The sequence below is a fragment of the Cupriavidus sp. DF5525 genome, from assembly GCF_040149425.2.
GTDB lineage: Bacteria > Pseudomonadota > Gammaproteobacteria > Burkholderiales > Burkholderiaceae > Cupriavidus > Cupriavidus pickettii_A.
Map to the genome: position 1 here is coordinate 1,350,745 of NZ_CP168267.1, position 22,572 is coordinate 1,373,316.

A 22,572-nucleotide genomic window follows, 5' to 3' on the forward strand; every position below is an offset into this window, starting at 1 on the left:
TCGTTCCAGGCACGAACGCCTGAATCACCTCCGTCGAAGCACGGTTCTAGTCGACTTCATGGCGACAATGCAGCAACCAACCATTGGTCAACATCCGCCTGCTTTCGAGCAACGGCTTTGAGGGCATTTGCGAAGACCGGTCGAACAGCCTTTTTAGACCGATGTAGTGGTCAAGTTATTTCGGACAGGCAGATAGGTTCTTTCACTGTCGTTTCCGTCTCGTAGGCGGCGGGCGACAGATAGCCCAAAGTGGAGTGCAAGCGCACCGGATTGTAGAAAGCGATGATGTACTGGTTGATGTCGCGCCGTGCCTCATCGTGGTTGGCGTACTGCCGCTGCCACACGCGTTCCATCTTGAGGTTCAGGAAGAACCGTTCCATCACCGAATTGTCCCAGCAATTTCCCTTGCGGCTCATGCTGCAAACCACGTGATGCTGCTTGAGCAACGCCTGGTATTCATCGCTCGCGTACTGGCTGCCCCGGTCGGAATGCAGGACCAGTCCCGGCTCTGGCCGGCGCTGCTGCAACGCCATGGTCAGTGCCGACATGACCAGTCCGGCCGGCATGGTGGGAGCCATCGACCAGCCAACCACACGACGCGAGTACAGGTCCAGCACGACCGCCAGATACAACCAGCCCTGCGCCGTGCGGATATACGTGATGTCCGAAACCCACGCGCGATTGGGCTCGGCCACGTCAAACTGCCGGTCGAGCACGTTCTCTGCCACAGGTAGCGTATGCCTGCTGTCGGTCGTCGAGACGAACTTGCGCTTCCATCTCGCGCGCAATCCCGTTTCGCGCATCAGCGTGCGGACCCGATAGCGGCCAATACGTAGTCCTTGTGCCCTCAGCGCATGCATCACGCGCCGGCTGCCATAGTTCGCACCACTGGCAGCAAACGCTGCCTTGACGTGGGTCTGTTCCTGCAGGCTCTTTGCGCTCGGCTTGGCACGCCGGTGCGCATAGTAGCCAGAGCGGCTCACCTGCAAAACCCGGCAGGCATTACTGACCGATACGGCCTCCTGTTGCAAGTGAGTTACCACGCGATAACTCACTTCAGTTCTCGTGCAAAGAAGGCCGACGCTTTTTTTAACAGCGCATTGTCCTCGCGCAGTTGTCGGTTCTCCGCTTCGAGCTGCCGAATGCGCTGCTGTTCGGCCGTCAGCGGTTTGCCCTCGCCCGGGCCGCCGGCGCGCTCGGCGTCGTATTGCGCCACCCAGCGGCGAACGGCCGTCTCACCAAGTTCCATCGACCGGCAGACTTCGCTGACCGATAATCCCTGGTCTCGTACCATCCGTACCACTTCCAGCTTGAAGCTGGCGTCAAATTGTCGGCGCCTTCTTGTCATCTAGCTCTTTCCTCGTCGATTCCGGATTGTCCTCCTATCGACCTGTCCGAGGAAATTAGACCACTACACGATCGCGAGGATGCACGCGCCGGCCACGTAGAGGGCCCAACTGCGTCGCTGACATGCATCCCCGGGAAAGAGCGTCACAAGTAACGCCGTTCCCGGGTAGACCAAGCCGTGGTGATGAGTTGCTTCTGCCCAGCTAAGCGTCAGGTTGCGCAAAAAGTCGGCCTGTTCCCTGCAAGCAGCCGTATGATGAGGCGGCATTCCTATCTGCCGCCGACCCAGAACTAGGACACTATGCTTGAGGGGGCTCCGCGTGCTGCAACACCCATTCCACCGCCGTAGAACAAAGGAAAGTCGGGTCTTCCGCAATTTGTGTGACGACGGCGAACTCGCGTGGAGGACCTTGCCGTCGTCTCCCCCGCCCCACTACCACCATTCTTCTGCTTGTGACAAACGTGGGCGAGCCCGCCAGGCTCGTCCTGGCCGTACGAGCTCACCCGCCTGCGATGGCGACCGGACTAGCGGGTCCAGCAGGACAAGGCAGGCCGGTTTAGCGGTATAGCTTGGCTTCAATACCCGCAGCCGCAGAAGCTCGATGTTCGCGCGGCCATACATCTGGCGCTTGAGGAACTTGAGCCGGTTGACGTGACCCTCGGTCTGGCCGTTGCTCCATGCTTGGCTGCCGGCAGCGCGATGTCGACCGCTTCGGAATAGGCCCCGGCCCGGTCCCTGGCGACGATCTCGATCGATGGGTGCGCACGCATCCACGCAGCCACCGCAATGGCTTCCCTGCCGGCGAACACTTCGATCGGCTCACGTCGCTCCAGGTCGACGATGATCGTTCCGTACTGATGACCGCGCGCGATCGCCCAGTCATCGATGCCGACGACCCGCGGTCGTGGTTTGCGCTTGCGCCCAGGAGCTCTTCGCAACTCCCGCAGCACGGTGTCGGCACTGGTGCGCAAGCCCAAGACGTTAGCAAGCCGGGCCGCCGCCTCACCACCGAGGGCGTAGCCCAGCGCGTGCAACGCCCGAGCCTGCGATTGCGTACGACGTTGGTGCCGACCGGCCAAGGCGTGGATGTTCTCGGCAAACGTACGACGCGGGCAGCCGGCGTTCGCACACTTGAAGCGACGCACCTCAACGGCGAGAACAACCCGCTGCTCGAGCATCTGACGTTCTTCCAGCCTGCACACATAGCTGCCGTGGCGTCGGTGACTCCAACAGCGGCAAGCAGGACAAGTTGCCGCACGAACCTTACTGCAGGCTTCGACAGTGATGGTTTCCCCTCGCCCGTCGCTGGAGACGACGCGCTTACCCACACGGGCGAGAATACGATCGATCCCACCGAGAACCTGGCTCAGGGTAACGATTAACGTAGGGCCAGATCGGCCCGAAATCAAGCCCTCGACGCGGCCGTCACACAAAGTGCTGGAGAGCCATCTTTACTACACTTCACGACAGAAGGCCAGCTCTCAGCAGCGTCCGGGACTTAATCTGCACGAGTGCGAGGCGGCACGATGGGCGGAGCGCTAGGGTTGGCCGTCTGGCTGCCGTTTGCTCCGGCGACCAGAACAGGCTGTGCTGCCCTCTTCTTCCCCAATCAGCCAGACGTAGATTGTCGCTGGCACCGAAAGATCGCCGAGAGCCACGGAAAGGTTGGACTGTCTTCCATGCGGCGCTGAAATATGTCGATCTGGGCCGCGGTCGTCTTGAATCAGACTGAAATAGAGTATGCAAGTTCGCTCCAACACACGCGCCTCCAGCTTGGCCACCGGGCGCTTGGGCGCCCTGCCAAGATGGAACGACACCAGACCGGCCAGCCCTTGCGCCTCTTACGCCGACGTCCATCGCGAGATGAATCCGTCGTTGCAAGCAAGCTTGGAGCGAGTCTTACCCGGCGCTCTCCATCGGCCCAAAGTGCGCGTCACGCAAGGGCCGCATTGCCCGTGGCGCTCGCGCATGACGGCTTCCAGGTGTCCGCTCGTCCGCATCGTTCTTTGCATGCCCAAGCATATGGTCACGATACATCCAGTGATTCAATGGACTAGAAGATGCACGCCGCCAGCGCGATGCGCCGCGCTGCCCTCCGAGGTCTTCAGCGTCGGCGTCTGCCTCCGGGCATGAAGCTTCCTTCTAAATGTGCGGTTCATCAGATGGGCGACAGCATAACTGCGCCGAATGAGACCGGCAGCAAGAAGGCCGGACGGCATGGATACCGATTTATGATCGATGGAAAACGGTTGCCGCAGTGGTATGCGTCGATGGCGGCAGCCTGCGGGGCGGGAAACTCATCTCGGGAGGGCGGGTGGAACCCCGTGGACCGCAGTGGAACTATCCCCAGGGGATAGCCCAGGATACGCCGCAGGTGAATCGCCTCGGCCTGTGCCATGTTGCTAGCGCATTCCTTGGCGTGGCAGGCGACGCTGTGGGTCAGGCTGATCTGCATGTTCAGCGCGATGCGCTGCAGCTCCATCGCGTACAGGTCGTCGATCAGCGAGGCCGGTATTGCGGGGTGGCCGAGCAGCGATTCCCACAAGGCCACGCCCGAGGATGAGCGGTCAATATTGCGCCAGCGCAGGACGGTCGTCCCTGCGCCAGTGGTTTGCAGGGCCAGTTGCACATCGAGCAGGTTGAAGGGGTAGGCCCTCGCCTGGGGCAGCACGCGTCGCTGTGCCAGGACGATCAAGCTGTCGCGCAGCGCCAGGCACTGGCTGGCCCAATGCCTCCAGACTCCCCTTACCTTTAAAAGGTTGTAAAAGGCCTTTTAGGTAGGCTGCGTGTTCCAGTCGCTGGAAGTCCACCTGTTCCAGCGCCGTGAAGCGCGTCGGCTGGACGGGCATGGAAGGCTTGGTGTGCCAGCTATCCCGTGGGGATAGCACGGCAGTGTTCGGCTAGTTCATGTAGGGCTGTGGGCGCCATACCCTCTCGAGCTCTGTACCTGGCGGCCCGCTTACCATCCACGTTTCGGCAGCGAAGCTCGAACAGTCGAGCATCATGTACCGCCTGCCCGCTGGCTGCCGCATCCGTACTTGGCGGCCGTTGCGCGGGATGCCGTTTGGAGATTCAACTTACGGCCGCGGCAATGGGCGTCCATCCATCGTACGGCGAATCGCCAGGGCGGCTTAGAGCGGCGCTGGCAAGCGTGAATCTTCACCCTTCAGCCTTCTACAGACGAATATCAACGGAAGTTGGCGTGGCGAATAGCTTGGGTTCCTTGCCGAGCGGAAACCCGATCACGTACAGGACGTTAGCTGGCATTGGCCTGTCCGGGTCCGAGCCCCCCTTCAGCAGCACTTTGCGCTCGGCATAGCATAGCGAAACGCCAAGGGTCTTGAGCACATCGATGTTGGCTTGCATCGTGTCAGACGCCTCGCGCTTCTGCGCTTCGCTGTAGGCGTCCAGGCCATCCCGGTAGTTGCGGAAATATTCCATCAGCGCGGCGAAGCGTTTATCCGCTTCGCCGCCCATCTCGAAGGCCAGCTGCGACATATCCATCGTGCTAGTCTGCGCCAGCTCGGCCAACTGCTTACCCGTGGTCAGCCGAATCGCCGCGAAGGTGACGTGCTCGTGGTCGAACTGTTCCTGCGCAGCCTTGAGTTCGTCTTCGGGTGGAATCGCGAATGGCTTGTTGAGCGCGTCGATGTCCAAGAAATCGAACGCCCTGGCCAGCGCCCGGCAGGTGTCGGGGCCGGCGGGCCAGCCTTGCTCGACGCGCTGAACGGTTCGCACGTTGAGCCCGGCGATCACGGCCAACTGCTCCTGAGTCCATTGCCGGGCGTCGCGGAACACCTTGATGCAGACAGCCAGCTCGGCGGGGGTCAGCAGGCGTAATGGTGGCGTGTTTTCCGTCGCATTCATTTCGTGCTCCTTCGTTATCGACCGACGTGGCCAGCCGTGCTGGCCACGTCATTGCGCATGGCATGGCCGCACCTGGCGAGGGGCCAGAGCGCAAGCGAAAACCCGACAGCGGCCAGCACTGCCACATAGTGAGCAGGCGCCATGGTGTCGTGCTGCAGCCACAGCGTGAGAATCATCGGCGTGAGGCCGCCAAAGACTGCGTAAGACATGTTGTAGGCAAACGAGAGACCGGTGAACCGCACCGGTGCCGGAAAGGCGCGCACGCCGGCAATCGGCACGGTGGCGATGGTGCCGACGAACAGACCCAGCAGTCCGTAGTGCCAGAACAGCGTGCCAGGCGTGCCGGGCAGGCTGCCGTAGAAGAGGTAAGCGGTCATGAAGAGTCCGCCCCAGCCGATCAGCATGACGGCCCGGGTGCCGATGCGGTCGCATGCCCACCCGACAATCATGCAGCCGATGGTCAGCGTGAGGGTGGCGAACGCATTGGTCTCGAGCGCGAGCGCGGCGGGTATGTGGTGGGCCTTCTGCAGGTAGGCGGGTGTATACAGCACGACCACGACGATCGAGGTGGAAAGTACCCAGGTCAGCAGTGCGACGAACAGACTGGCCGAGCGGTGATCGCGCAGCACGGTGCGGATCGGCAGTTCGCGCGCCAGATTGCTGCGGTCAGCCAACTCGCGGAACACGGGGGTCTCATGCAGGAACCGGCGCAGGTACACGGACACAAGCCCGAAGACACCGCCCAGGAGGAAGGGAATGCGCCAGGCGAAGTCGCTCACCTGCTCAGGCGAGTAGTGGCCATTGATGGCGACAGCAACGAGCGAACCCAGCAGGATGCCGCCCGTGATGCCAGCGGTCAGCGTGCCGATGCCGAAACCGTAATGCCGGCTCGGCACGTGTTCGCCGACAAACACCCAGGCTCCGGGCATCTCGCCACCGATGGCCGCGCCCTGTAGCACGCGCATCGCCAGCAGCAGCAGCGGCGCCGCTACGCCGATGCTGGCGTAGGTGGGCAGCAGGCCGATAATCAGCGTGGGCGCGGCCATCAGCAAGATCGAGAGCGTGAACATGCGCTTGCGGCCGAGCCGGTCACCAAAGTGTGCGATCACGATGCCGCCCAGCGGCCGTGCCAGGTAGCCGGCGGCGAAAATGCCGAAGGTCTGCAGTTGTCGCAGCCAGTCAGGCATGGTGGCCGGGAAGAATAGCGCCCCCAGCACCGTGACGAAGAAGACGTAGATGACGAAGTCGTAGAATTCGAGCGTGCCGCCAAGGGCAGCCAGGGCCAAGGTCTTGTAGTCGCGAGCAGCCAGCGTGCGTGCCGGTGCGGGCAAGACGCCGCCCGGTGCGTTCAGAGGTTTCAACTGCGGTTCTTGTTGTGGATTCACGTTCAGTCCTCGTCGGGTAGTGATCAAACGGACTTCGATTAGGGCTCGCCTTCTGAGGCCAAGACCCGGACGGTCGCCCGAGAGCGATGCCGCCCCGGCATCGTCCGATGCGCCACGCCTGCATGGAAACGGCCAGCCGCTGAGACATCAAGCCGTATCTCAGGCGGGGGCTCTTCTCACAGCCGCTCTACCAGCTCGTCAACGAGATATCGCCTAGAGGCGTCAGGCTTTGGATCTTCCGAGGCTCGAGCAAGCGCCTCAGGTCCCGCCTTATCGGTCTTTCCATGTTCTTTGCTCTGAGCAGCAGCGGCGGCCCATGGTGCAACCAATGAGGCGGCGCAGGGCCTCTCGGGCCGGCCTACCAGGGTGGGCCAGCTGGTTCGGTCAGTCGGGGATCGAACCGTCGAGCTGCGCCAGCTGCGCATACGCCGATAGCGGTCGCGTAGGCCGGAAGTACAGGTCGCGAAGAATCGGCCTTTTAAGCGGCCCAACGATGGATGCGAGGTCGGACAGCTTCACATGGCCCAGTTCGGGCATGCCGATACCCACGTCGCACAGACCGTAGGCGGTGTCACCGTCGGCCGGGTCGAGCGCGGCCAGTAGCCAGGTCGCATGCGCATCCAGGGTAAAGAGCCGTACCACCGGCAGCGGGTCGCCAGCGTGGCCGGCTGCGTTTGCCTGGCCGTTTGCGAGCAATTGCGTGCGTTGCTCTGCGGTGATGAGGGTTGGGATCATGGTTACAGTCTCCTGACAGGTTCAGTCCACGGCGGAGCAAGGCGAGACATGGCGCACGCTCATCGCGCGGGCCGTCACACCCCAACCCGGTCCGGTGCGGGCCGGGATTACGGCAAGCGGCGTGCGCCCGCGTTGAGCACTTCCCCGCGGTGGCGTGAATCGCAGTGCGAGCAATCCGATGAGACGCATAAGTAGCACCAAGGGCGGCAAGCGTGCAAATAAACCATCCTCTTCGCTCATTTTATATGAATTAGTATATTTTTAGCAAATTCGAGTCTGGACGGAGGAGTTGCGCACCCGAAAACTGCAAATCTTTGGCAACGAAGTGCAGGATATGAAACTCGAGCAGGCATTCGGCGAAGCAGTAAGGTTCCGACGCAAGGCCATTGGCCTGAATCAGGAAGCCTTGGCCGAACGAGCAGGCTTGCAGACTGCAGCAGTGAGTCGCGTGGAGAGAGGCGACGGATCCCCGAATTTGCGCACGATCGAGCGAATTGCGACAGCGCTGAACGTCCGTGTCTCGCAACTGCTGCTGCAGGCCGAGACGCTGTTGCCGGTCATGGAAAAGGCTGCGCTCCCTGACAAAGAGCCCCCTAGCAAGGCTAAGTAGATGGTGGCTCTGCAAAACAGTGGTGCGAATGACGATATCGTCCGCCCCACTGAGTTGCTAGTGCTCCGCTCGCTCCGGGTTCGCGCCGGCGTGGCGTCGGGAGCGTCCCTGCTTGGCCGCTAACCCCAAAAAACAAAACGGGCCTGCCGACGAGAAATAATCGCCTGCAAGCCCGCGCCAATGCTGGTGGGTCGTGTGTGACTCGAACACGCGACCAACGGATTCAAAGGCCTCTGAATTCTCGAATACGCACTTTCCTGCCGTTGGCGGCTGCAAAAGCCGATCTGCCACCCAATGATTACAAACCGGGAAAAGTGATGTTAACGATACATCACGCCCCGCCAAATCGGTAGCGCTGTGCGCCAGTCCAGCTAATTCCGAATTTCTAGTTCAGCAAAAGCGCACGTGGTCCAGCTAATTCCGGTTTCCTACACTACAGTGGCTGTCGGCCCACAAAATAGTCGGCAAGAGGGGTCTTACAAATCAAAGACCTAGCCACCTTTTCTGTGAATCAAATCTTCACTATTTTCAAAAAAGATGGAAATTTCCTACCGAAGTCACAAAATAGATGACATCGCCCGTAGGAAGAGCTCCCGACGAACTCACTAGCAGGCTGCTGAAGTACTCCCCGCACAAACGGTATGCTTTCCGCCTGTGCAGGTAAGCCCTGCTTGATTTCACAATCCGGAAGCTACGCGCCCCTGAATCGAGTTTTTCGGCTGTTGGGCGCCCATGTCCGGCCTTCTTTGCCCGCTTACTGCAACTGCGGACGGATTTGTCCCAGCGAACGCATGCGCACGAGGTTGTAGGCGGCCATGCTCAGCACGAACATCTGGTCGACTCGCTTCAGTCCGCGCACCATCACCTGGCGCATGCGCCCAACCGTCTTGACCCAGCCGAAGCCTTGCTCGATCAGCTTGCGCTTTTGCTGCGAGATGGCATATCCCTCGCTGCGGGCAATGGCATCAGGAACCGCCGAGCGCCGACCCGAGGTGTTTTGCGCCACATGCGGCGTCACCTTCATCTCCAGGCAGGCCTCAATAAACTCCTGCGCGTCGTAGCCCTTGTCTGCGCCCACTGTGATTTCGGTGTCCGGATTGTCCGTCACCTGCCGGGCATCGTTGAGCATGACTTTGGCAGCCTCGCGCTCGGCGTGTCCATCAGCGGTGCTCACCAGGGCGCTGACCACCAGGCCGTGGCGGTTGTCACTCAACGTATGCCCCATGTAGCGCAGTTCACTGCCAGTCTTGCCTTTGCGATAAAGCTTCGCATCTGGATCGGTACTGGATTGATGCGTCTCGTTGCTGCGCTGGTGCCCCCTGAAGTTGCCGCTATCGTCGTCGCGTAAGCGCCTCACGAAGACCGTTCTGGCGCACTGATTGAGGTCTTGGGTAATTTGGTGCCCACCAAATTATTGCGGACACCAAAGTGGACAAGACGTTGAGTGGGCGCCGTGCTGGCGGCGTGTACAAGCGGCCGAACTTCCCGGCCGAGTTCAAACGGCGGCTGGTCGAACAATCATTTGAGCCAGGCGCGTCGGTGGCGCTGGTCGCGCGCAGCAACGATATCAACGCGAACCTGCTGTTCAAGTGGCGGCGGCATTATCTGGACGGAGCTTACGGGTTGCCGACGTCGGCTGAGGGCGTAGCGACGAAACAGGAGACAACGGTGCCGGCACTGTTGCCGGTGAGCATCGTCGCCGAGGCGGCCGCGCATACGCCGGCGGCGCCGCTCAGTGCAGCACAGCCGTCCGAGAATGTCTGCGAGATTGAATTCGACCGTGCGCGCTTGCGGATTCGCGGCGAGGTGGCGCCGGATATGCTGCGCCTGCTGATTCGCGAGCTGTCCCGATGATTGGCTTGCCGGCGGGCACGCGCATCTGGATGGCAGCGGGAGCGACCGACATGCGCTGCGGCTTCCATGGCCTGGCCGCGAAGGTGCAGACCGCGCTGCAGGAAAACCCGCTGGGTGGCCACGTGTTTATCTTCCGGGGCCGCCGAGGGGACCTGGTCAAGATTCTCTGGGCCACCAGTGACGGACTTTGGCTGCTCGCCAAGCGGCTCGAGCGCGGCCGTTTCGTCTGGCCTCAGGCCGACAGCGGCAAGATCCACCTGACACACGCGCAACTGTCGATGCTGCTCGAGGGGATCGACTGGCGGCAACCGCGCCGCACGGCCGAGCCGCTGTCGATGTTGTAAACGCTGTTGTAAACGGCGCGGCACCTGCGTAAACTGCGCGGCATGCCGGATGCCAACGACCTTCCTGACGACATCGATGCCCTCAAAGCCATGTTGCTCGAGGCCCAGGCGTCGCTGTCGCGAATGCGGCAGGATCTGGTCGAGCGCGATCTGGAAATCGAACAACTCAAGGCGCAGATCGAGAAGCTCAAGCGCATGCAGTTCGGTCGCAGATCTGAGCAACTGGACCGGGAGATTGCACGCCTGGAGACCCGGCTGGAGGACCTGACTGGCAGCCGCGGTGCGGCAGAGGTTCGCGAAGCGCCGGCAAGCGGCGAGAGCAAGGCGCCCAGCCATCAGCGCGCTTCGCGCGAAGCCCTGCCGGACCACCTGCCGCACGAGGAACAGGTGCTTGAGCCCGAGGCGAGTTGCCCCGAGTGCGGCGGCCAGATGCAACCGCTGGGCGAGGACGTGTCCGAACAGCTTGGCCGTATCGCGGCGGCGTTCAAGGTCATTCGCACCGTCCGGCGCAAGAAGATCTGCGCCTGCTGCCGGCACATCGCGCAGCCGGCGGCACCGAGCTTGCCGATCGAGCGCGGCATTGCCCACCCGAGCTTGCTCGCCGACATCCTCGTGGCCAAATATGCCGACCATCAACCGCTGTACCGACAGTCGGCCATCGCCGCACGCGAGAACGTCACGCTGGACCCGGCCAGCATGGGCCGATGGGTCGGCATGTGCGAGGCATTGCTCGATCCGCTGGTGCAGGCCTTGCGCCGCTACGTGATAGCCGGTACCAAGCTGCACGCCGACGACACGCCGATTCCCGTGCTTGCGCCTGGCAACAAGAAGACGCGAACTGGCCGGCTGTGGGTCTATGTGCGCGACGATACCCGGGCAGGCTCGGCAGAACCGCCTGCGGTATGGTTCGCATATTCGCCCAACCGCAGGGGGGAGCATCCTCAGCGCCATCTGAGCGGATTTGGCGGCATTCTGCAGGCGGACGCATACGCCGGCTTCAACGAGTTGTTTGCAGACGGCTCGGTTCGCGAAGCGGCATGCCATGCGCAGTATCCCGAGTACGGTTTTATGCCGAGCATCGATCGGTCGACGCTTTGTACGTGGACTTCGGATGCTCCCGCGTCACCACATAAATCTTATCGCTCACAGCGAACTCAGAAACGCGAGAAGGTCGGGTTTCGGTTTCCATGATCTCGCACGAGCAGGCTCGATCCCAGCATGCCGCCAGAACGTTTCCAGGGCATCGCGCTTCATCTGAAGGTTTGTCTCGATGTAGCGTCCGGTTGTCGCATGCTTGCATGACCAAGATAGTCGCGAATCACCGGCAAGGCGTTACCCGATTGCAGCAATCCGACAGCACAACTGTGCCTCAGTACATGTGGCGTGACCCGCTTATGAGCGAGCGCCGGCAGTTGCTGAGCCGCGGCTTGCACGTGCCGGCGCAGAATGTAGGCAATCCCGTCACGACTTAAACATGACGACATAAGTATTGCAGCATGTATGATTGCGTGGTTACTCTAATGGAGAGGCAGCCATGCGCAGACTCGAGATTGCAGACGCACAGATAATGCAGTTGGCGATTCGACAGGAGATCGAGCGAAGCGAGGAGTCGCGGTATGACCACCGCCTGCACGGGGTGCTGCTGGTCAGCAGCGGTTACTCGTGCACTGAAGTGGGCCAGATGTTCGGTCAAGCGGCCACGACAGTTCAGCGATGGGTCCGACGTTTCGAGCGGGGCGGTTTCGACGGATTGCGGGAAGGTGAACGGCCCGGTCGCCCGCGTGCGTTGAATGACTCGCAATGGCGTCGCATCGAGGCGGATCTGCGCAAGACACCACGCGACTTCGGATTTGAAGCGGGCCTGTGGGATGGGCCCGTTCTATCGGAGCACTTGCGTCAGCGCTATGGCATCAAACTGGGCGTGCGGCAGTGCCAGAGGCTGTTTCGCCAGATGGGTTTCCGGCTGCGCAAGCCGCGCCCGCAGGTCGCCCAGTCTGATCCCGTTCGCGTTGCGGCGGTAAAAAAAACTGCGGCGACTGTCAAAGCGCGACGACATTGAGTTATGGAGCCTGGACGAATGCCATTTCCAGCAACACGGATCGCGCTGTCGCATGTGGGTGGCCCCGGAGATCCGCGATCCGGTGTTGATGCATGCGCCGACGCGAAAGTCGGTGGCATGTTTTGGCGCCGTCAGTCTGAGCACGGGTCGCTTCGTCTGGCAGGTATGCCCTGTCTTCAACGCAGAAACGTTTGCATCCTTTCTTCGCCAACTACTCCGCCATCGACGTCGCGGCAAGCGCATCGTCGTGGTCCTGGACAACGCAAAGTACCACCATGCCGTCCTGCTCAAACCGTTACTGCACAAATACAGGCGGCACATGACGTTGTTGTTCCTGCCACCATACAGCCCGCAACTGGCGCCTATCGAACGCGTATGGAAACTGACACGGCGCCTGGGGTTACATAACCGGTACTTCGCCACCCTCGTAGAAGTTCTCTCGGCAGTCGACGCCTGCTTCCAGCAATGGAAGAGACCAAACGAGGTACTACGACGACTATGCTGCATTATTTAAGACGCTGTGTTTAGCGCCTCTCCATGGCGATTGAGAAAAACATGAGGCTGTGTGTCCGGATGGTTGATCGTTCCTAGCCGGCGAAGCGCATCGGCAGTCTCACGCCACAACGGCAGGAGTCGATCCTTTCGACCTTTACCGTGGAGCCGGACCTGCCGTGGAGAGGCTAGTTGCAGGTCGTTCCAACAAAGACCAGCCGCTTCACTGACACGCGCGCCGGTATTGTAGAGAAACAGAAGTAATGCGTAGTCGCGATGCCCACGAATCGTCTTTGTGTTGGGCGTTGCGAGAATCGCACGGACCTCGTCAGCTTCCAGATAGGTCGCCGGCTGATGTCGTGCCTTCTTTGCCGGAATTGCGAGCGCTCCGGCATACTGTTGCGAGTGGACGATGTCTGTGCGCAGCAGGTGCTTGAAGAAGCTTCGAATAGCGGTACGTCGACAGTTGCGCGTTGCCACCGAGTTTGAACGGTCCGTCTCGAGATGAAGTAGGAAACGGGAAACCGTTGCAGCATTCATGTCACCAAGATCAATAGCCGAAACGCTGCACCCCTTGTTCGTCGCGACGAACTCAAAGAAAAGCTTCAAGGCGTCGCGATAGGCGCGCACCGTATGGATGCTAGCACCGCGCGCGCGTTGCAGGTAATCGGCAAAGAACGACTCAACCCGAATGAACAAGGCTGCGGACGGTGCATTCTTCATTCTGGAGTATGCGCATGGCGCAGATGATTCTCGAGCTGTCTGCTGGCGAGATCCAGCAGTTGTGGGGTCGCCTTCAGGTAGACCTCTGTACCGAGCACGTCCTGGTGACCCAGATAGGCCGATAGCCAGGGTAGCTTTGCGTGGACATCCATTCCGGCAGATGCCCATGCCGTGAGGCGATGCACCGCGAAGGCATGGCGGAATTCGTACGGTCTCGGTCCGATCCTGCCGGCAGGTGGTTTGATCGCCAATTGCCGAAGCAACCGCCGAATTGCCTCGGATGCGGACTTCACCGTAAGTGGTGTGCCATCCAGACGAATGAACAACGCTTGCGGATCCTGGGCGCGACAATTCCGAAGGAGTTGTCGACGTGCCTCCAGGTATTGATGCAGTTCCCTGGCCAGATCCGGTCGAAATGCCACGATGCGGGATCGCCCTTTACTGTGCGACACCAGGAACGTGTTGCGGCGGAGATCTACGTCCTCCATTTGCAGGTGGACCGCTTCTCCCAGTCGCAGGCCAGTGCAGTAAAGCACCAGCATCAATGCGCGAAACATTGGCCCCCAGATCCAGCGACCGCGATGGCTACTCGCTGCATGCAGGAGCCGAAGCACTTCTTCATGCGAGAAGATGTACGGGAGAAACGGCGATTCCTTGACTGGCGCGAGCGCATGTTCGGGAACATATCCCCATGGATCGGTGCGGCGCCTGTAAAGGCACAACTGGCGGACCACCCCGAATTCCTGGCTCACCGTGACGGCCTTGCGTCCGGCGACACGCGACGACCATCTCCGGATAGCCTCATCAAGAGCCACGGTCTGCTCGCCCCATTGTTCGGCAATGAACAGCACGAAGCCTTTGAGCACAAACTCGCCGCGGTGATATTGCACGCCCATGGCGCGCCGGAAGTTCAGAAAGTCCGCTGCGTCACGGGCCAGACCTCTCGCTGTCACAAGTGTCCTCATGATGGCACCGGCAGTGAAACGTCCCGCAACGACTCCGTTGCAATGCGTATGTATGCAGAAATTGAATCCGGGTCACGATGACCAAGAATATCGGAGACTACCTGCGGGTCCGCACCAAGGTCGATTTGACGTGATGCGTTGGAGTGTCGTAGCACATGGCTGCCGAGGTAAGTAGCTGTCAAGCCGGCCACGGTGGCATGCTTGACCACGATGTGCCGCACCGCGGATGCGCAAGTCAGAGGGGCGAATGGCAACTTGCACTGAAGAAATAGATAGCGGGTCGTTGCGTGTGGTGGTCTTCCGTCGCGAAGATAGAGAGCCAGTGCCCTCGCGACGGCCGGCAGCAGCGGTAACGTGAAGGCCGTTCCGGTCTTCGGTCGAATCACCCGAAACGTGGCGGCGCTCCAGTTGATATCGTCAAGTCGCAGCCCGATCACTTCGCCGGCGCCGAAGCCATAGGTGCTCATCATTAGCAGTATCGCGTAGTCGCGCAGACCACATGGATTTGACCGGCTAACGGCATGGAGCAACCGCTGCACATCCTCCCACGGCAGCGCCCGACGTGGACGCTCATACTTTGGCTGTACGGGCGCTATTACTGAATCGGCGAGATTGCGCCGGCTGCGACCCGTGGCAATCAGAAAGCGCGCGAAAGACCGGATGCTGCCAGCGATGTCGGCCGTCGTGGTACGGGCGTATCGATGACTGCAGTCAACGAGAAACGTATCGATATCAACCAGAGTCATGGAGCGCCAGGTCTGACCGCACTTGCGAAGATGCTCCAGAAAATAGCCCATGTGGATCAGCCTCTTGTGCACAGTCGTCTGCGGGCTGCCGCGATGTGCTATGAGGTGATCCGTGTATGCGCGCAGTACCCCCGTCGCAGGGCAACTGGCAACCGGCGCAACCCGCCAGGGCGGCGCTTCCCTTCCGAGCGCGCAATAAACACGATTCAATTCGTGAACCGCAGTCCTAGCGTTCGCCGCTGCGTCGGGACCTATATCATGCCGTCGGGAATACCAATCGACGAAGCGACGTGCACCATAGAGAGTCAACTGGGCTTGCTCATGCAGTCCGCGCTGGTCGCAATATGCCCTGAAGCGCCTGATCCACCGGAGATACACGTAGGCACTGCCGTCCTTTACGGAGCGGTCGTCACGCCACACATGGATGATCTCGCTCGTCGTCGGGGACGGTCTGGATCGGCGTGTATCGCTCGGATCGAGCTGCATAATGTTTGCTCACAGTTGACCGCTGCAGCGTAAATCGTCTCGTGCTTGCCGTCAGGCCCCGTGTCTTGTTGGTCAAGCGCACGACGGATCCATGCGCTTCGCTGCAATCTCAGAAAACCCAGCGGGGCCGGTAGTTCGCTGAGCATCTGTGCTGGGAGAGCATGCCTCAATTCCAGTAGCGTCCAGTACGGGCTGGCTTCGCCGGGCATGCAGCCCCTTTGCGGTACACCCGGCGTTGGCAGTCGCAGGGAAGCTACCGCATGCAGTGCCGCGTCAACCGCGCGTACCCTGCGGCGCAACCAACGTACAGCGGCAGGCAAACTCACGTCGTCCCGTCGTAGAGCATCGGCAGCCGCCTCCATGCTGTGCATACGCGGCAAGCTTGCGACTGCAGCGTCGATCGAGGCAAGCAGCCCAGGCAGCCTTGCGGCGAGAAAGTCAGGCAGGAGACTGAAAGTTCGGTGTCCCTGAGGACAGTACCACCTAGGCGCATCCCTGATGGTGCCGCGCGCCGATAGGTGCCATGGCGAGCAAACGAGCAACCGCCAGAGGGATGCAACGGACAACGGTCCAGACGTGCGATCAGCCATTCGCGATTCGCGACGTAGCTCTCGGCACTTGATTCCGTTCGCAGTGGGATCTGCATGTTCACCGCCCAGACGCCGTACACGCATAGCGTCCAGACAGATAATATGCCGAGTCGCTTGGCCCTTCAAACTCGTCCGTTGGCGCCCGAACGGCGCTCACCCCACATAAAACCGTACTCGGGATACTGCGCAGTATCTGGAGCTCCAGATACTGCGCATGCGCGACGCAAGTTCTACGACATTCACGTGCGCACGCCGTCCGAAACGACTGCCGAGGCACTGCGTTGTATCGGTGAGCTTTACGCCATCGAGGCCGGCATCCGCGGCAAACCGCCGGCTGAGCGGCTGCGGGTGCGCCAGGAGAAAGCCCGCCCTCTGCTTGAGCGCTACGGCGCCTGGCTCAGGGCGAAACTGCAGACGTTGTCGGCAAAATCCGAGACGGCCAAGGCGATCCAATACACGCTCAACCAGTGGGATGCGCTGACGTTGTACTGCGACGACGGGACCGCCGAGATTGACAACAACATCGCCGAGAACGCGCTGCGCTGTGTCGCCCTGGGCCGCAAGAACTTCTTGTTTGCCGGTTCCGACAGCGGCGGCGAACGGGCGGCGGCCATGTATTCGCTGGTCGCCTCGTGCAAGCTCAATGGCATCGACCCGCGCGCCTACCTGTGCCATGTGCTGACCGGCATTGCCGATCACCCGATCAACCGCGTTGAAGAATTGCTGCCCTGGCGTGCCCACGCACACCTGCGGAACCTGCCCACCGCGCCGCCAGGCGCCTGACCAACTGCTGCCGTCTGAATGACCCCGCTTCACGGCTCACGGCGTGGAAGCGCCCCCACTCGCCTGCACAAAACACTCCGTTACCCGGTAACGTGGCTGGGCGCCCGGCGAGCGAAGAAGTACGTGTCCCAATCAGGCGAGTCCGGATCGAGTCTGCGGACAATCGCGTCGTCAGCCCGCACGATCAACCGCTCCAGCATCTCTCGCTTCGTTACCGAGTAACGGCGCGCCAGGCGAGCAAGGGCAAAGTCCGCCTCCGTGGTCACCCACATGCTCAACCGACGCTCTCCGTTACCATCGTTGCCTGTCGTCACGCGCCTTGCTCGGTAGGCGGCTTGCCGCTGTGCCGTCGTTTGTGCCATCTCGCTTCTCCTTTGGCCGTTACCCAGTAACGACCTCGCTGTGCGTTACTGGGTAACGGAACATCCTCAAAGCAGACAGCATCTCGTGATCTATGGGACAGGGGCAAGAACGGTCTTCGTGAGGCGCTTACGTCGTCGCCGTCGCTTCCATCCTTGCGGACAAAGCTCTTGTGGCCTGCCCACGCCTGAATCAGCGTGCCGTCCACGCTGAAGTGCTCGCCCGACAGCCAGTTCTTCTTCTGCGCAAGGGCCAGCACCTCGTTGAAGAATTCGATTACCGCGTCGTGTTGGATCAGACGCGCGCGGTTCTTGGTGAATACCGTGGCCACCCAGACTGCGTCGTCCATCGACAACCCGATGAACCAGCGAAACAGCAGGTTGTACTGCGTCTGCTCCATAAGTTGGCGCTCGGACCGAATGCTGTAGAGCACCTGCAGCAACATCGCTCGCAGCAGCTTCTCCGGCGCGATGCTCGGGCGACCGCCCTTGATGTCGGCCTCATACATCCCCGCGAACAGCCGATCCATCTTCGCCAAGGCCTGATTGACCATGGTGCGGATCGGGCGCAGTGGATGGGACTTGGGCACGAAATCGTCCAGCCGCCGCATGGTGAACAAGCTTTCGGTGAAGGTGTCTGCGCCGCGCATGCGATGTCGGAGAGTGAATCGTGTTGAGTTCTCAGATCAACGTTTCGACCTGTCGATGCGCTGACTCGGGGTCGAGGTACTTCAGCAGCCTGCTAGACTAGGGTGCCGGCGCGATGCTCAGGGCATCGAGCGCTGGTGGCTGGAGGTGACCGGCAAGGGCAACAAGACCCGGCTGGTGCCGGCCACCGACGAGCTGGTTGCCGAACTGGCGCGCTACCGCCGCGCCCACGCGTTGCCGCCTGCCCCGCAGTTCGGAGAGACGCGTCCCTTGGTGCTGCCGGTGATTGGCAGCGAGGAATACAAGAAACCCCTGTCACGCGGCGCGCTGCACCTGATCCTGAAAGAGGTGTTTGGCATGGCCGCGGAGCGCCTGCGGGGGCGCGGGCCGGAATGGGAACCGCAAGCCGCGGTGCTGGCCAGCGCCTCGGCGCACTGGCTGCGCCCACACCGCTGGCTCGCACATGACCGACCAGCAGGTCGACCTTCGCTTTGTGCGCGACAACTTCGGGCACAGCTCGCTGTCGACGACGAGCGGTTACCTGCATAGCGAGGAGGATGCGCGACACGAGGCCACGCAGGAGCGGCACCGGATCGGCTGGACCAGTAAGTCGTAGGCGCGCTAGGCAGTCAGGTCGCAGTTCATCACCACGATGTAGGATATTGTAGAAAGCTCGACCAAGATCGCCGACAGCATCACAACGATCGAAAGCTTCGGTGGACTCGGCGAGTGTCGCGGAGTTATCGGCGTTCTGTTTGACCGTATCGCTGAGTCGCTTAAAGGCGTAAACGTGGGCCAGGCGACCGATCCATTGCCTGGCGCTCTGGCCCTACACGGCCGTTGCCGCTCGGCCTTGCCTCACTTTCGCCCCGATCAAAGGCGGTGCGGTCACGATAGACGTTAGCGCAGGCACGGCCGGCTCGAGCATGGCCAGGTCCGGCAGCGGTCGGCGCAGCGTGGGAATGCCAGCGAATGCCTGCTCCATCGCGTAGGAAATGCCGAGCGTCTCGCGATCCTTGCGGAAGCCGCCTACGGTCTGCAGGCCGAACGGCATGCCCGCATGGTCTCGGCCGCACGGCAGCGACAGCGCCGGATGCGTGGTCAGCGTGACCACATAGGTCAGCGACAGCCAGCGGTAGTAGTTCTCCTGCTTCACGCCGTTGATCGATTCTGCATAGAGCGACGTCCACGGGAACGGCGACAGAGGCGTGGTCGGCGACAGGATCACGTCGTAGTCGCGATACAGTTTCTGGAAGCGCTGCAGGATGCGCGTCTGTTCGGCCTGGGCCCAGGCGCTGTCCACCAGCGACATGCGCGCGCCCATTTCGTAGTTGGCGCGCGTATTGGGGCCGAGCTTCGACGGATCGCGTTCATAGGCATCGTGCATGCCGGCAACGAAGCTCTCCGCGCGCAGCACGTCGAAGCAGCGGTGCGTATCGCCAAGATCGATGTCGATGGCATCGCAGCTGCGGAACAGGTGGCGCATTGCGGCGATCTTCTCGCGGAACGTGCGCCGGATGCCGTCGTCGACATCGCAGCAGCCGAAGTCCTCCGTATAAGCCACGCGCAGGCTGCCCAGGTCCACCGGCATCGGCGTCAGGAACGACAGCGGGTCCAGCGGGTACGTCAGCGGGTCGCCGGCCGAGACACCGGCCGATGCGGCAAGCTGCAGGCAGGCATCGGCAACCGTACGGCCCATCGGGCCAACTACCGAGATCGGCGTCCAGCCCAGGGGCTTGCGCGAACTCGGCACCACGCCTGGTGACGGGCGGAATCCCACAACGCCGCACTTGGCCGCGGGAATGCGCAGCGAACCGCCAGTATCCGATCCGGTACACACGGGCAACAGATCGGCCGCAAGCGCGGCGGCGGAGCCGCCCGACGATCCACCCGCATTGAGATTCGGGTTGAACGGATTGCCCGTGGCGCCCCAGACATCGTTGCGCGAATTGGCGCCTGCGCCCATCTCGGGGATATTGGTCTTGCCCGTGACAATGGCGCCGGCGGCGCGCAGGCGCGCCACCAGTACATTGTCTTCGTCCGGCACGTTGTCGCGATACAGCGGCGATCCGTATGTGGTCAGTAGACCGGTCGTGGCCTCGAGGTCTTTCACGCCCAATGGCAGGCCGTGCAACAGCCCGAGCGGCTGACCATCGAGCACCGCGCGTTCGGCGGCACGCGCTTCCTCGCGCGCGCGATCGAAACACGTAGCCGTGACCGCGTTCAGGAACGGATTCACCTGTTCGATCTGTGCGATGCACGCATCGAGTAGTTCAACCGGAGAGATTTCCTTGCTCCCGATCATGCGCCGCAGCTCGGTGGCCGGGCGCGCTACCAGCTTCCTTTGTTCTTCCATGCCGCTGTCTCCAGGTAAGACGATGGAAACCATTAATTCGCCGTGATGCTCGCACGCTGTGCGGTGGCGCGCATCAGCGGCAGTTCCTTGCTGATCATGGCGCTGACCTGCCCCGGGCCCGCGTAGTTCGGCTCCAGCCCGTTAGCCAGCAGCTTTTGCTGGACCTCGTGGTCTTTCATCGCCTGCGCTACCGCTTTTTCCAGCCGGGCCTTGACGTCGGCCGGCAAGCCGCGCGGCGCCGCGATGGCTACCCACGAGTCGGCGTCGAAGCCGGGATAGCCAGCTTCCGCGACAGTGGGCACGTCAGGCAGCAGCGTGGCGCGGCGGGCGCCCGTGACCGCGATCGGCTTGATCTTGCCGCTGCGGATATGGGGCAACGACGCGGCGACCGTATCGACCGAGAACGGAATCTGCCCGCCGATCAGGTCGGCCACAGCCGGCGCACTGCCCTTGTACGGGATGTGCTGCAGCTTCATGCCCGTGGCGCCCAGCAGCATCTCGCCTGCGAAATGCCCGGTGGTGCCGGTACCGAAAGACCCATAGACATACTTGCCCGGCGCAGCGTTGACCGCTGCAACCATCTGCGGCAGCGTATCCACCGGCACCGCCTTGTTCGCCAGCACAATCAGCGGTACGCGCGCCACCAGCCCGACGGGCTCGAAGCTCTTCACGGGGTCATACGGCAGGCTCGCGTTGATGGCCGGACTGACGGTGAATGTCGAGCCCGAACTGATAAGCAGCGTGTAGCCATCGGCCGCGGCCTTGGCCACGTAGCCGGCACCTACGATGGTGCCGGCACCGGCGCGGTTCTCGATCACCACCGGCTGGCCCAGCGCATCGCCGAGGCTCTTGCCGACGAGCCGGCCGATCATGTCGACCGCCCCGCCGGCCGGGAACGGCACCACGAGCGTGACGGGCCGGACCGGATACGCCGATGCCGCGTGGGCCCCGACGGCGGCAACCGCCAGCGCTGGCAGCGCCAGCGCCCGGGCCGCCACGAAGGCTCTGCGCAGGGACGAATGTAGAGTGGGATTCATCGCAGCACCTCCGTGCGTCGGTCAGCCGTTGCGGAACAGGAAGCTGTAGGCGTTCAGCGCCGGTGCGCCGCCGAGATGGGCATACAGCACGCGCGAGCCTTCGGGGAATTCGCCGCGCCGGACCATGTCGATCATGCCCTGCATCGATTTCCCCTCGTAGACCGGGTCGGTCATCATGCCTTCGTACTTGGCGCTCAGGCGGATGGCCTCGAGCGTGCCTTCGGACGGCAGGCCATATTCGGGGCCGCCATAGCGCTCGTCGAGCACCACGTCGGCGTCGACGATGTCGCGGTCCAGCTCCACCAGCCCCGCCGTGTGCTTGGCGATGCGCAGGATCTGCGCGCGGGTCTGGGCGGGCTTGGCGGAGGCATCGATGCCGATCACGCGATCAGCCCGGCCGTCGGCGGCAAACCCCACCACCATGCCCGCCTGCGTGCTGCCCGTGACCGAGCATACGACGATGTAGTCGAACTTGAAGCCCAGTTCGGCCTCCTGCGCGCGCACTTCCTCGGCAAAGCCGACGAAGCCCAGGCCGCCCAGCGGATGCTCCGAGCAGCCGGCCGGGATCGGATACGGCTTGCCACCCTCCTTGTGCACGCTCTCCATGGCCTCTTCCCAGCTCTTGCGGATGCCGATGTCGAAGCCGTCAGCCACCAGGCGCACGTCGGCGCCCATCATCCGGGACATCTGGATGTTGCCGACCCGGTCATAGACCGCATCGGAGTAATTGACCCAGTTTTCCTGGACGAGCACGCACTTGAGTCCCAGGTGCGCGGCCACGGCGGCCACCTGGCGCGTCTGGTTCGACTGGATGCCGCCGATCGAGACCAGCGTGTCGCAGCCTTGCGCGAGCGCGTCCGGGATCAGGTATTCGAGCTTGCGGGTCTTGTTGCCACCGAAGGCCAGGCCACTGTTGCAGTCCTCACGCTTGGCGTACAGCTCGACTTTGCCGCCAAGGTGGGCAGAGAGGCGCTTTAGCGGCTGGATGGGCGTGGGGCCGAATGTCAGGGGGTAACGCGCGAAACGCTTGAGATTCATGGTGGCAACTCCAGGGTTAGGGTGTTATCCCGTCATCGGTGTGCCTCTCAGCAAGGCCAAACGATGCGGCGACGGACTCTATCCTAGGAAAAAAGCCACGAAACGTGCTTGCAAAGAAGCGTGCTTTTGAACACTATTAATAAGTCT

Annotated in this window: 18 protein-coding genes and 5 pseudogenes; 8 read left to right on the forward strand and 15 right to left on the reverse strand. The window is 62.0% G+C overall.

The window, feature by feature from the left end; genetic code table 11:
• Positions 1 to 170: 170 nt before the first annotated feature.
• From ABNX08_RS40805 to ABNX08_RS40830, 6 genes and pseudogenes are all read right to left on the reverse strand, one after another.
• Positions 171 to 1,348, reverse strand: a protein-coding gene (locus ABNX08_RS40805) for an IS3 family transposase (protein WP_374063754.1) whose coding sequence is annotated in 2 segments (ribosomal slippage) — positions 171 to 1,081 and positions 1,081 to 1,348 — 1,179 coding nt in all. Because the reading frame shifts where the segments join, the coding sequence is not laid out codon by codon here.
• A gap of 575 nt (positions 1,349 to 1,923) precedes the next feature.
• Positions 1,924 to 2,526, reverse strand: coding sequence for a transposase (locus tag ABNX08_RS40810; protein WP_349606204.1), 603 nt, complete (start codon positions 2,524 to 2,526; stop codon positions 1,924 to 1,926).
• A 1,157-nt stretch (positions 2,527 to 3,683) separates the two neighbouring features.
• Positions 3,684 to 4,197: pseudogene (locus tag ABNX08_RS40815) on the reverse strand (DUF3158 family protein); the annotation flags it as partial.
• Positions 4,198 to 4,522: 325 nt separating this feature from the next.
• Positions 4,523 to 5,215, reverse strand: coding sequence for a helix-turn-helix transcriptional regulator (locus tag ABNX08_RS40820; protein ID WP_349606205.1), 693 nt, complete (start codon positions 5,213 to 5,215; stop codon positions 4,523 to 4,525).
• A gap of 14 nt (positions 5,216 to 5,229) precedes the next feature.
• A complete protein-coding gene (locus tag ABNX08_RS40825) occupies positions 5,230 to 6,576 on the reverse strand; it encodes an MFS transporter (protein ID WP_374063755.1) in 1,347 nt (448 codons plus the stop codon).
• A gap of 408 nt (positions 6,577 to 6,984) precedes the next feature.
• Entirely contained in the window at positions 6,985 to 7,335 is a 351-nt protein-coding gene (locus ABNX08_RS40830; protein ID WP_349606207.1) for a DUF2958 domain-containing protein, read from the reverse strand.
• A gap of 289 nt (positions 7,336 to 7,624) precedes the next feature.
• On the opposite strand from ABNX08_RS40830, the gene ABNX08_RS40835 reads away from it, so the two are divergent.
• Positions 7,625 to 7,945, forward strand: a complete 321-nt coding sequence (locus tag ABNX08_RS40835) for a helix-turn-helix transcriptional regulator (protein WP_349606208.1) — start codon at positions 7,625 to 7,627, stop codon at positions 7,943 to 7,945.
• A gap of 754 nt (positions 7,946 to 8,699) precedes the next feature.
• On the opposite strand, the pseudogene ABNX08_RS40840 reads toward ABNX08_RS40835, so the two are convergent.
• Positions 8,700 to 9,287, reverse strand: a pseudogene (locus ABNX08_RS40840) (transposase); the annotation flags it as partial.
• A gap of 164 nt (positions 9,288 to 9,451) precedes the next feature.
• Here ABNX08_RS40840 and ABNX08_RS40845 point away from each other — a divergent pair.
• The 3 genes and pseudogenes from ABNX08_RS40845 to ABNX08_RS40855 form a co-directional block, all read left to right on the forward strand.
• Positions 9,452 to 9,545, forward strand: a pseudogene (locus tag ABNX08_RS40845) (transposase); the annotation flags it as partial.
• A 250-nt stretch (positions 9,546 to 9,795) separates the two neighbouring features.
• On the forward strand, positions 9,796 to 10,143 hold the full coding sequence (tnpB, locus tag ABNX08_RS40850) for an IS66 family insertion sequence element accessory protein TnpB (RefSeq protein WP_022536743.1): 348 nt from the start codon (positions 9,796 to 9,798) through the stop codon (positions 10,141 to 10,143).
• Between the two features lie 42 nt (positions 10,144 to 10,185).
• Positions 10,186 to 11,190: pseudogene (locus ABNX08_RS40855) on the forward strand (IS66 family transposase); the annotation flags it as partial.
• Between the two features lie 203 nt (positions 11,191 to 11,393).
• Here the strand turns inward: ABNX08_RS40855 and ABNX08_RS40860 are convergent.
• Positions 11,394 to 11,627 (reverse strand): tyrosine-type recombinase/integrase, encoded by a 234-nt coding sequence (locus tag ABNX08_RS40860; protein WP_367576177.1) that lies wholly within the window; start codon positions 11,625 to 11,627, stop codon positions 11,394 to 11,396.
• A 50-nt stretch (positions 11,628 to 11,677) separates the two neighbouring features.
• Here ABNX08_RS40860 and ABNX08_RS40865 point away from each other — a divergent pair, with 50 nt between their 5' ends.
• Together ABNX08_RS40865 and ABNX08_RS40870 are read left to right on the forward strand one after the other, a co-directional pair.
• Positions 11,678 to 12,202: an IS630 family transposase gene (locus ABNX08_RS40865; protein ID WP_374063752.1), complete on the forward strand. Its 525-nt coding sequence runs from the start codon at positions 11,678 to 11,680 to the stop codon at positions 12,200 to 12,202.
• 10 nt (positions 12,203 to 12,212) lie between these two features.
• The gene (locus tag ABNX08_RS40870; RefSeq protein ID WP_267606345.1) at positions 12,213 to 12,716 is read left to right on the forward strand and encodes an IS630 family transposase; all 504 of its coding nucleotides are present in this window, start codon (positions 12,213 to 12,215) and stop codon (positions 12,714 to 12,716) included.
• Here the strand turns inward: ABNX08_RS40870 and ABNX08_RS40875 are convergent.
• The 3 genes from ABNX08_RS40875 to ABNX08_RS40885 are packed head-to-tail and all read right to left on the reverse strand — an operon-like array spanning position 12,713 to position 15,179.
• Entirely contained in the window at positions 12,713 to 13,417 is a 705-nt protein-coding gene (locus ABNX08_RS40875) for a tyrosine-type recombinase/integrase (RefSeq protein ID WP_349608159.1), read from the reverse strand. The genes ABNX08_RS40870 and ABNX08_RS40875 overlap by 4 nt on opposite strands.
• On the reverse strand, positions 13,414 to 14,382 hold the full coding sequence (locus ABNX08_RS40880; protein ID WP_349608161.1) for a tyrosine-type recombinase/integrase: 969 nt from the start codon (positions 14,380 to 14,382) through the stop codon (positions 13,414 to 13,416). Before ABNX08_RS40880 ends, ABNX08_RS40875 begins: the two co-directional genes overlap by 4 nt.
• Positions 14,379 to 15,179 carry a site-specific integrase gene (locus ABNX08_RS40885; RefSeq protein ID WP_349608163.1) on the reverse strand — a complete coding sequence of 267 codons (801 nt, stop codon included), beginning with the start codon at positions 15,177 to 15,179 and terminating at the stop codon, positions 14,379 to 14,381. Before ABNX08_RS40885 ends, ABNX08_RS40880 begins: the two co-directional genes overlap by 4 nt.
• A 1,127-nt stretch (positions 15,180 to 16,306) precedes the next feature.
• Here ABNX08_RS40885 and ABNX08_RS40890 point away from each other — a divergent pair.
• A complete protein-coding gene (locus ABNX08_RS40890) occupies positions 16,307 to 16,987 on the forward strand; it encodes an IS66 family transposase (RefSeq protein ID WP_374063824.1) in 681 nt (226 codons plus the stop codon).
• Between the two features lie 310 nt (positions 16,988 to 17,297).
• On the opposite strand, the gene ABNX08_RS40895 is transcribed toward ABNX08_RS40890, so the two are convergent.
• Complete coding sequence (locus ABNX08_RS40895) at positions 17,298 to 17,996, reverse strand: IS5 family transposase (protein WP_374063756.1); 699 nt, start codon at positions 17,994 to 17,996, stop codon at positions 17,298 to 17,300.
• 103 nt (positions 17,997 to 18,099) lie between these two features.
• Between ABNX08_RS40895 and ABNX08_RS40900 the strand changes: the two are divergent.
• A pseudogene (locus tag ABNX08_RS40900) lies at positions 18,100 to 18,610 on the forward strand (tyrosine-type recombinase/integrase); the annotation flags it as partial.
• 213 nt (positions 18,611 to 18,823) lie between these two features.
• On the opposite strand, the gene ABNX08_RS40905 reads toward ABNX08_RS40900, so the two are convergent.
• The 3 genes from ABNX08_RS40905 to ABNX08_RS40915 are packed head-to-tail and all read right to left on the reverse strand — an operon-like array spanning position 18,824 to position 22,425.
• Complete coding sequence (locus ABNX08_RS40905; RefSeq protein WP_349608733.1) at positions 18,824 to 20,350, reverse strand: amidase family protein; 1,527 nt, start codon at positions 20,348 to 20,350, stop codon at positions 18,824 to 18,826.
• Positions 20,351 to 20,382: 32 nt separating this feature from the next.
• Positions 20,383 to 21,387, reverse strand: coding sequence for a tripartite tricarboxylate transporter substrate binding protein (locus ABNX08_RS40910; protein ID WP_349608731.1), 1,005 nt, complete (start codon positions 21,385 to 21,387; stop codon positions 20,383 to 20,385).
• A 21-nt stretch (positions 21,388 to 21,408) separates the two neighbouring features.
• Positions 21,409 to 22,425, reverse strand: a complete 1,017-nt coding sequence (locus ABNX08_RS40915) for a 1-aminocyclopropane-1-carboxylate deaminase (RefSeq protein WP_349608729.1) — start codon at positions 22,423 to 22,425, stop codon at positions 21,409 to 21,411.
• Positions 22,426 to 22,572 lie beyond the last annotated feature (147 nt).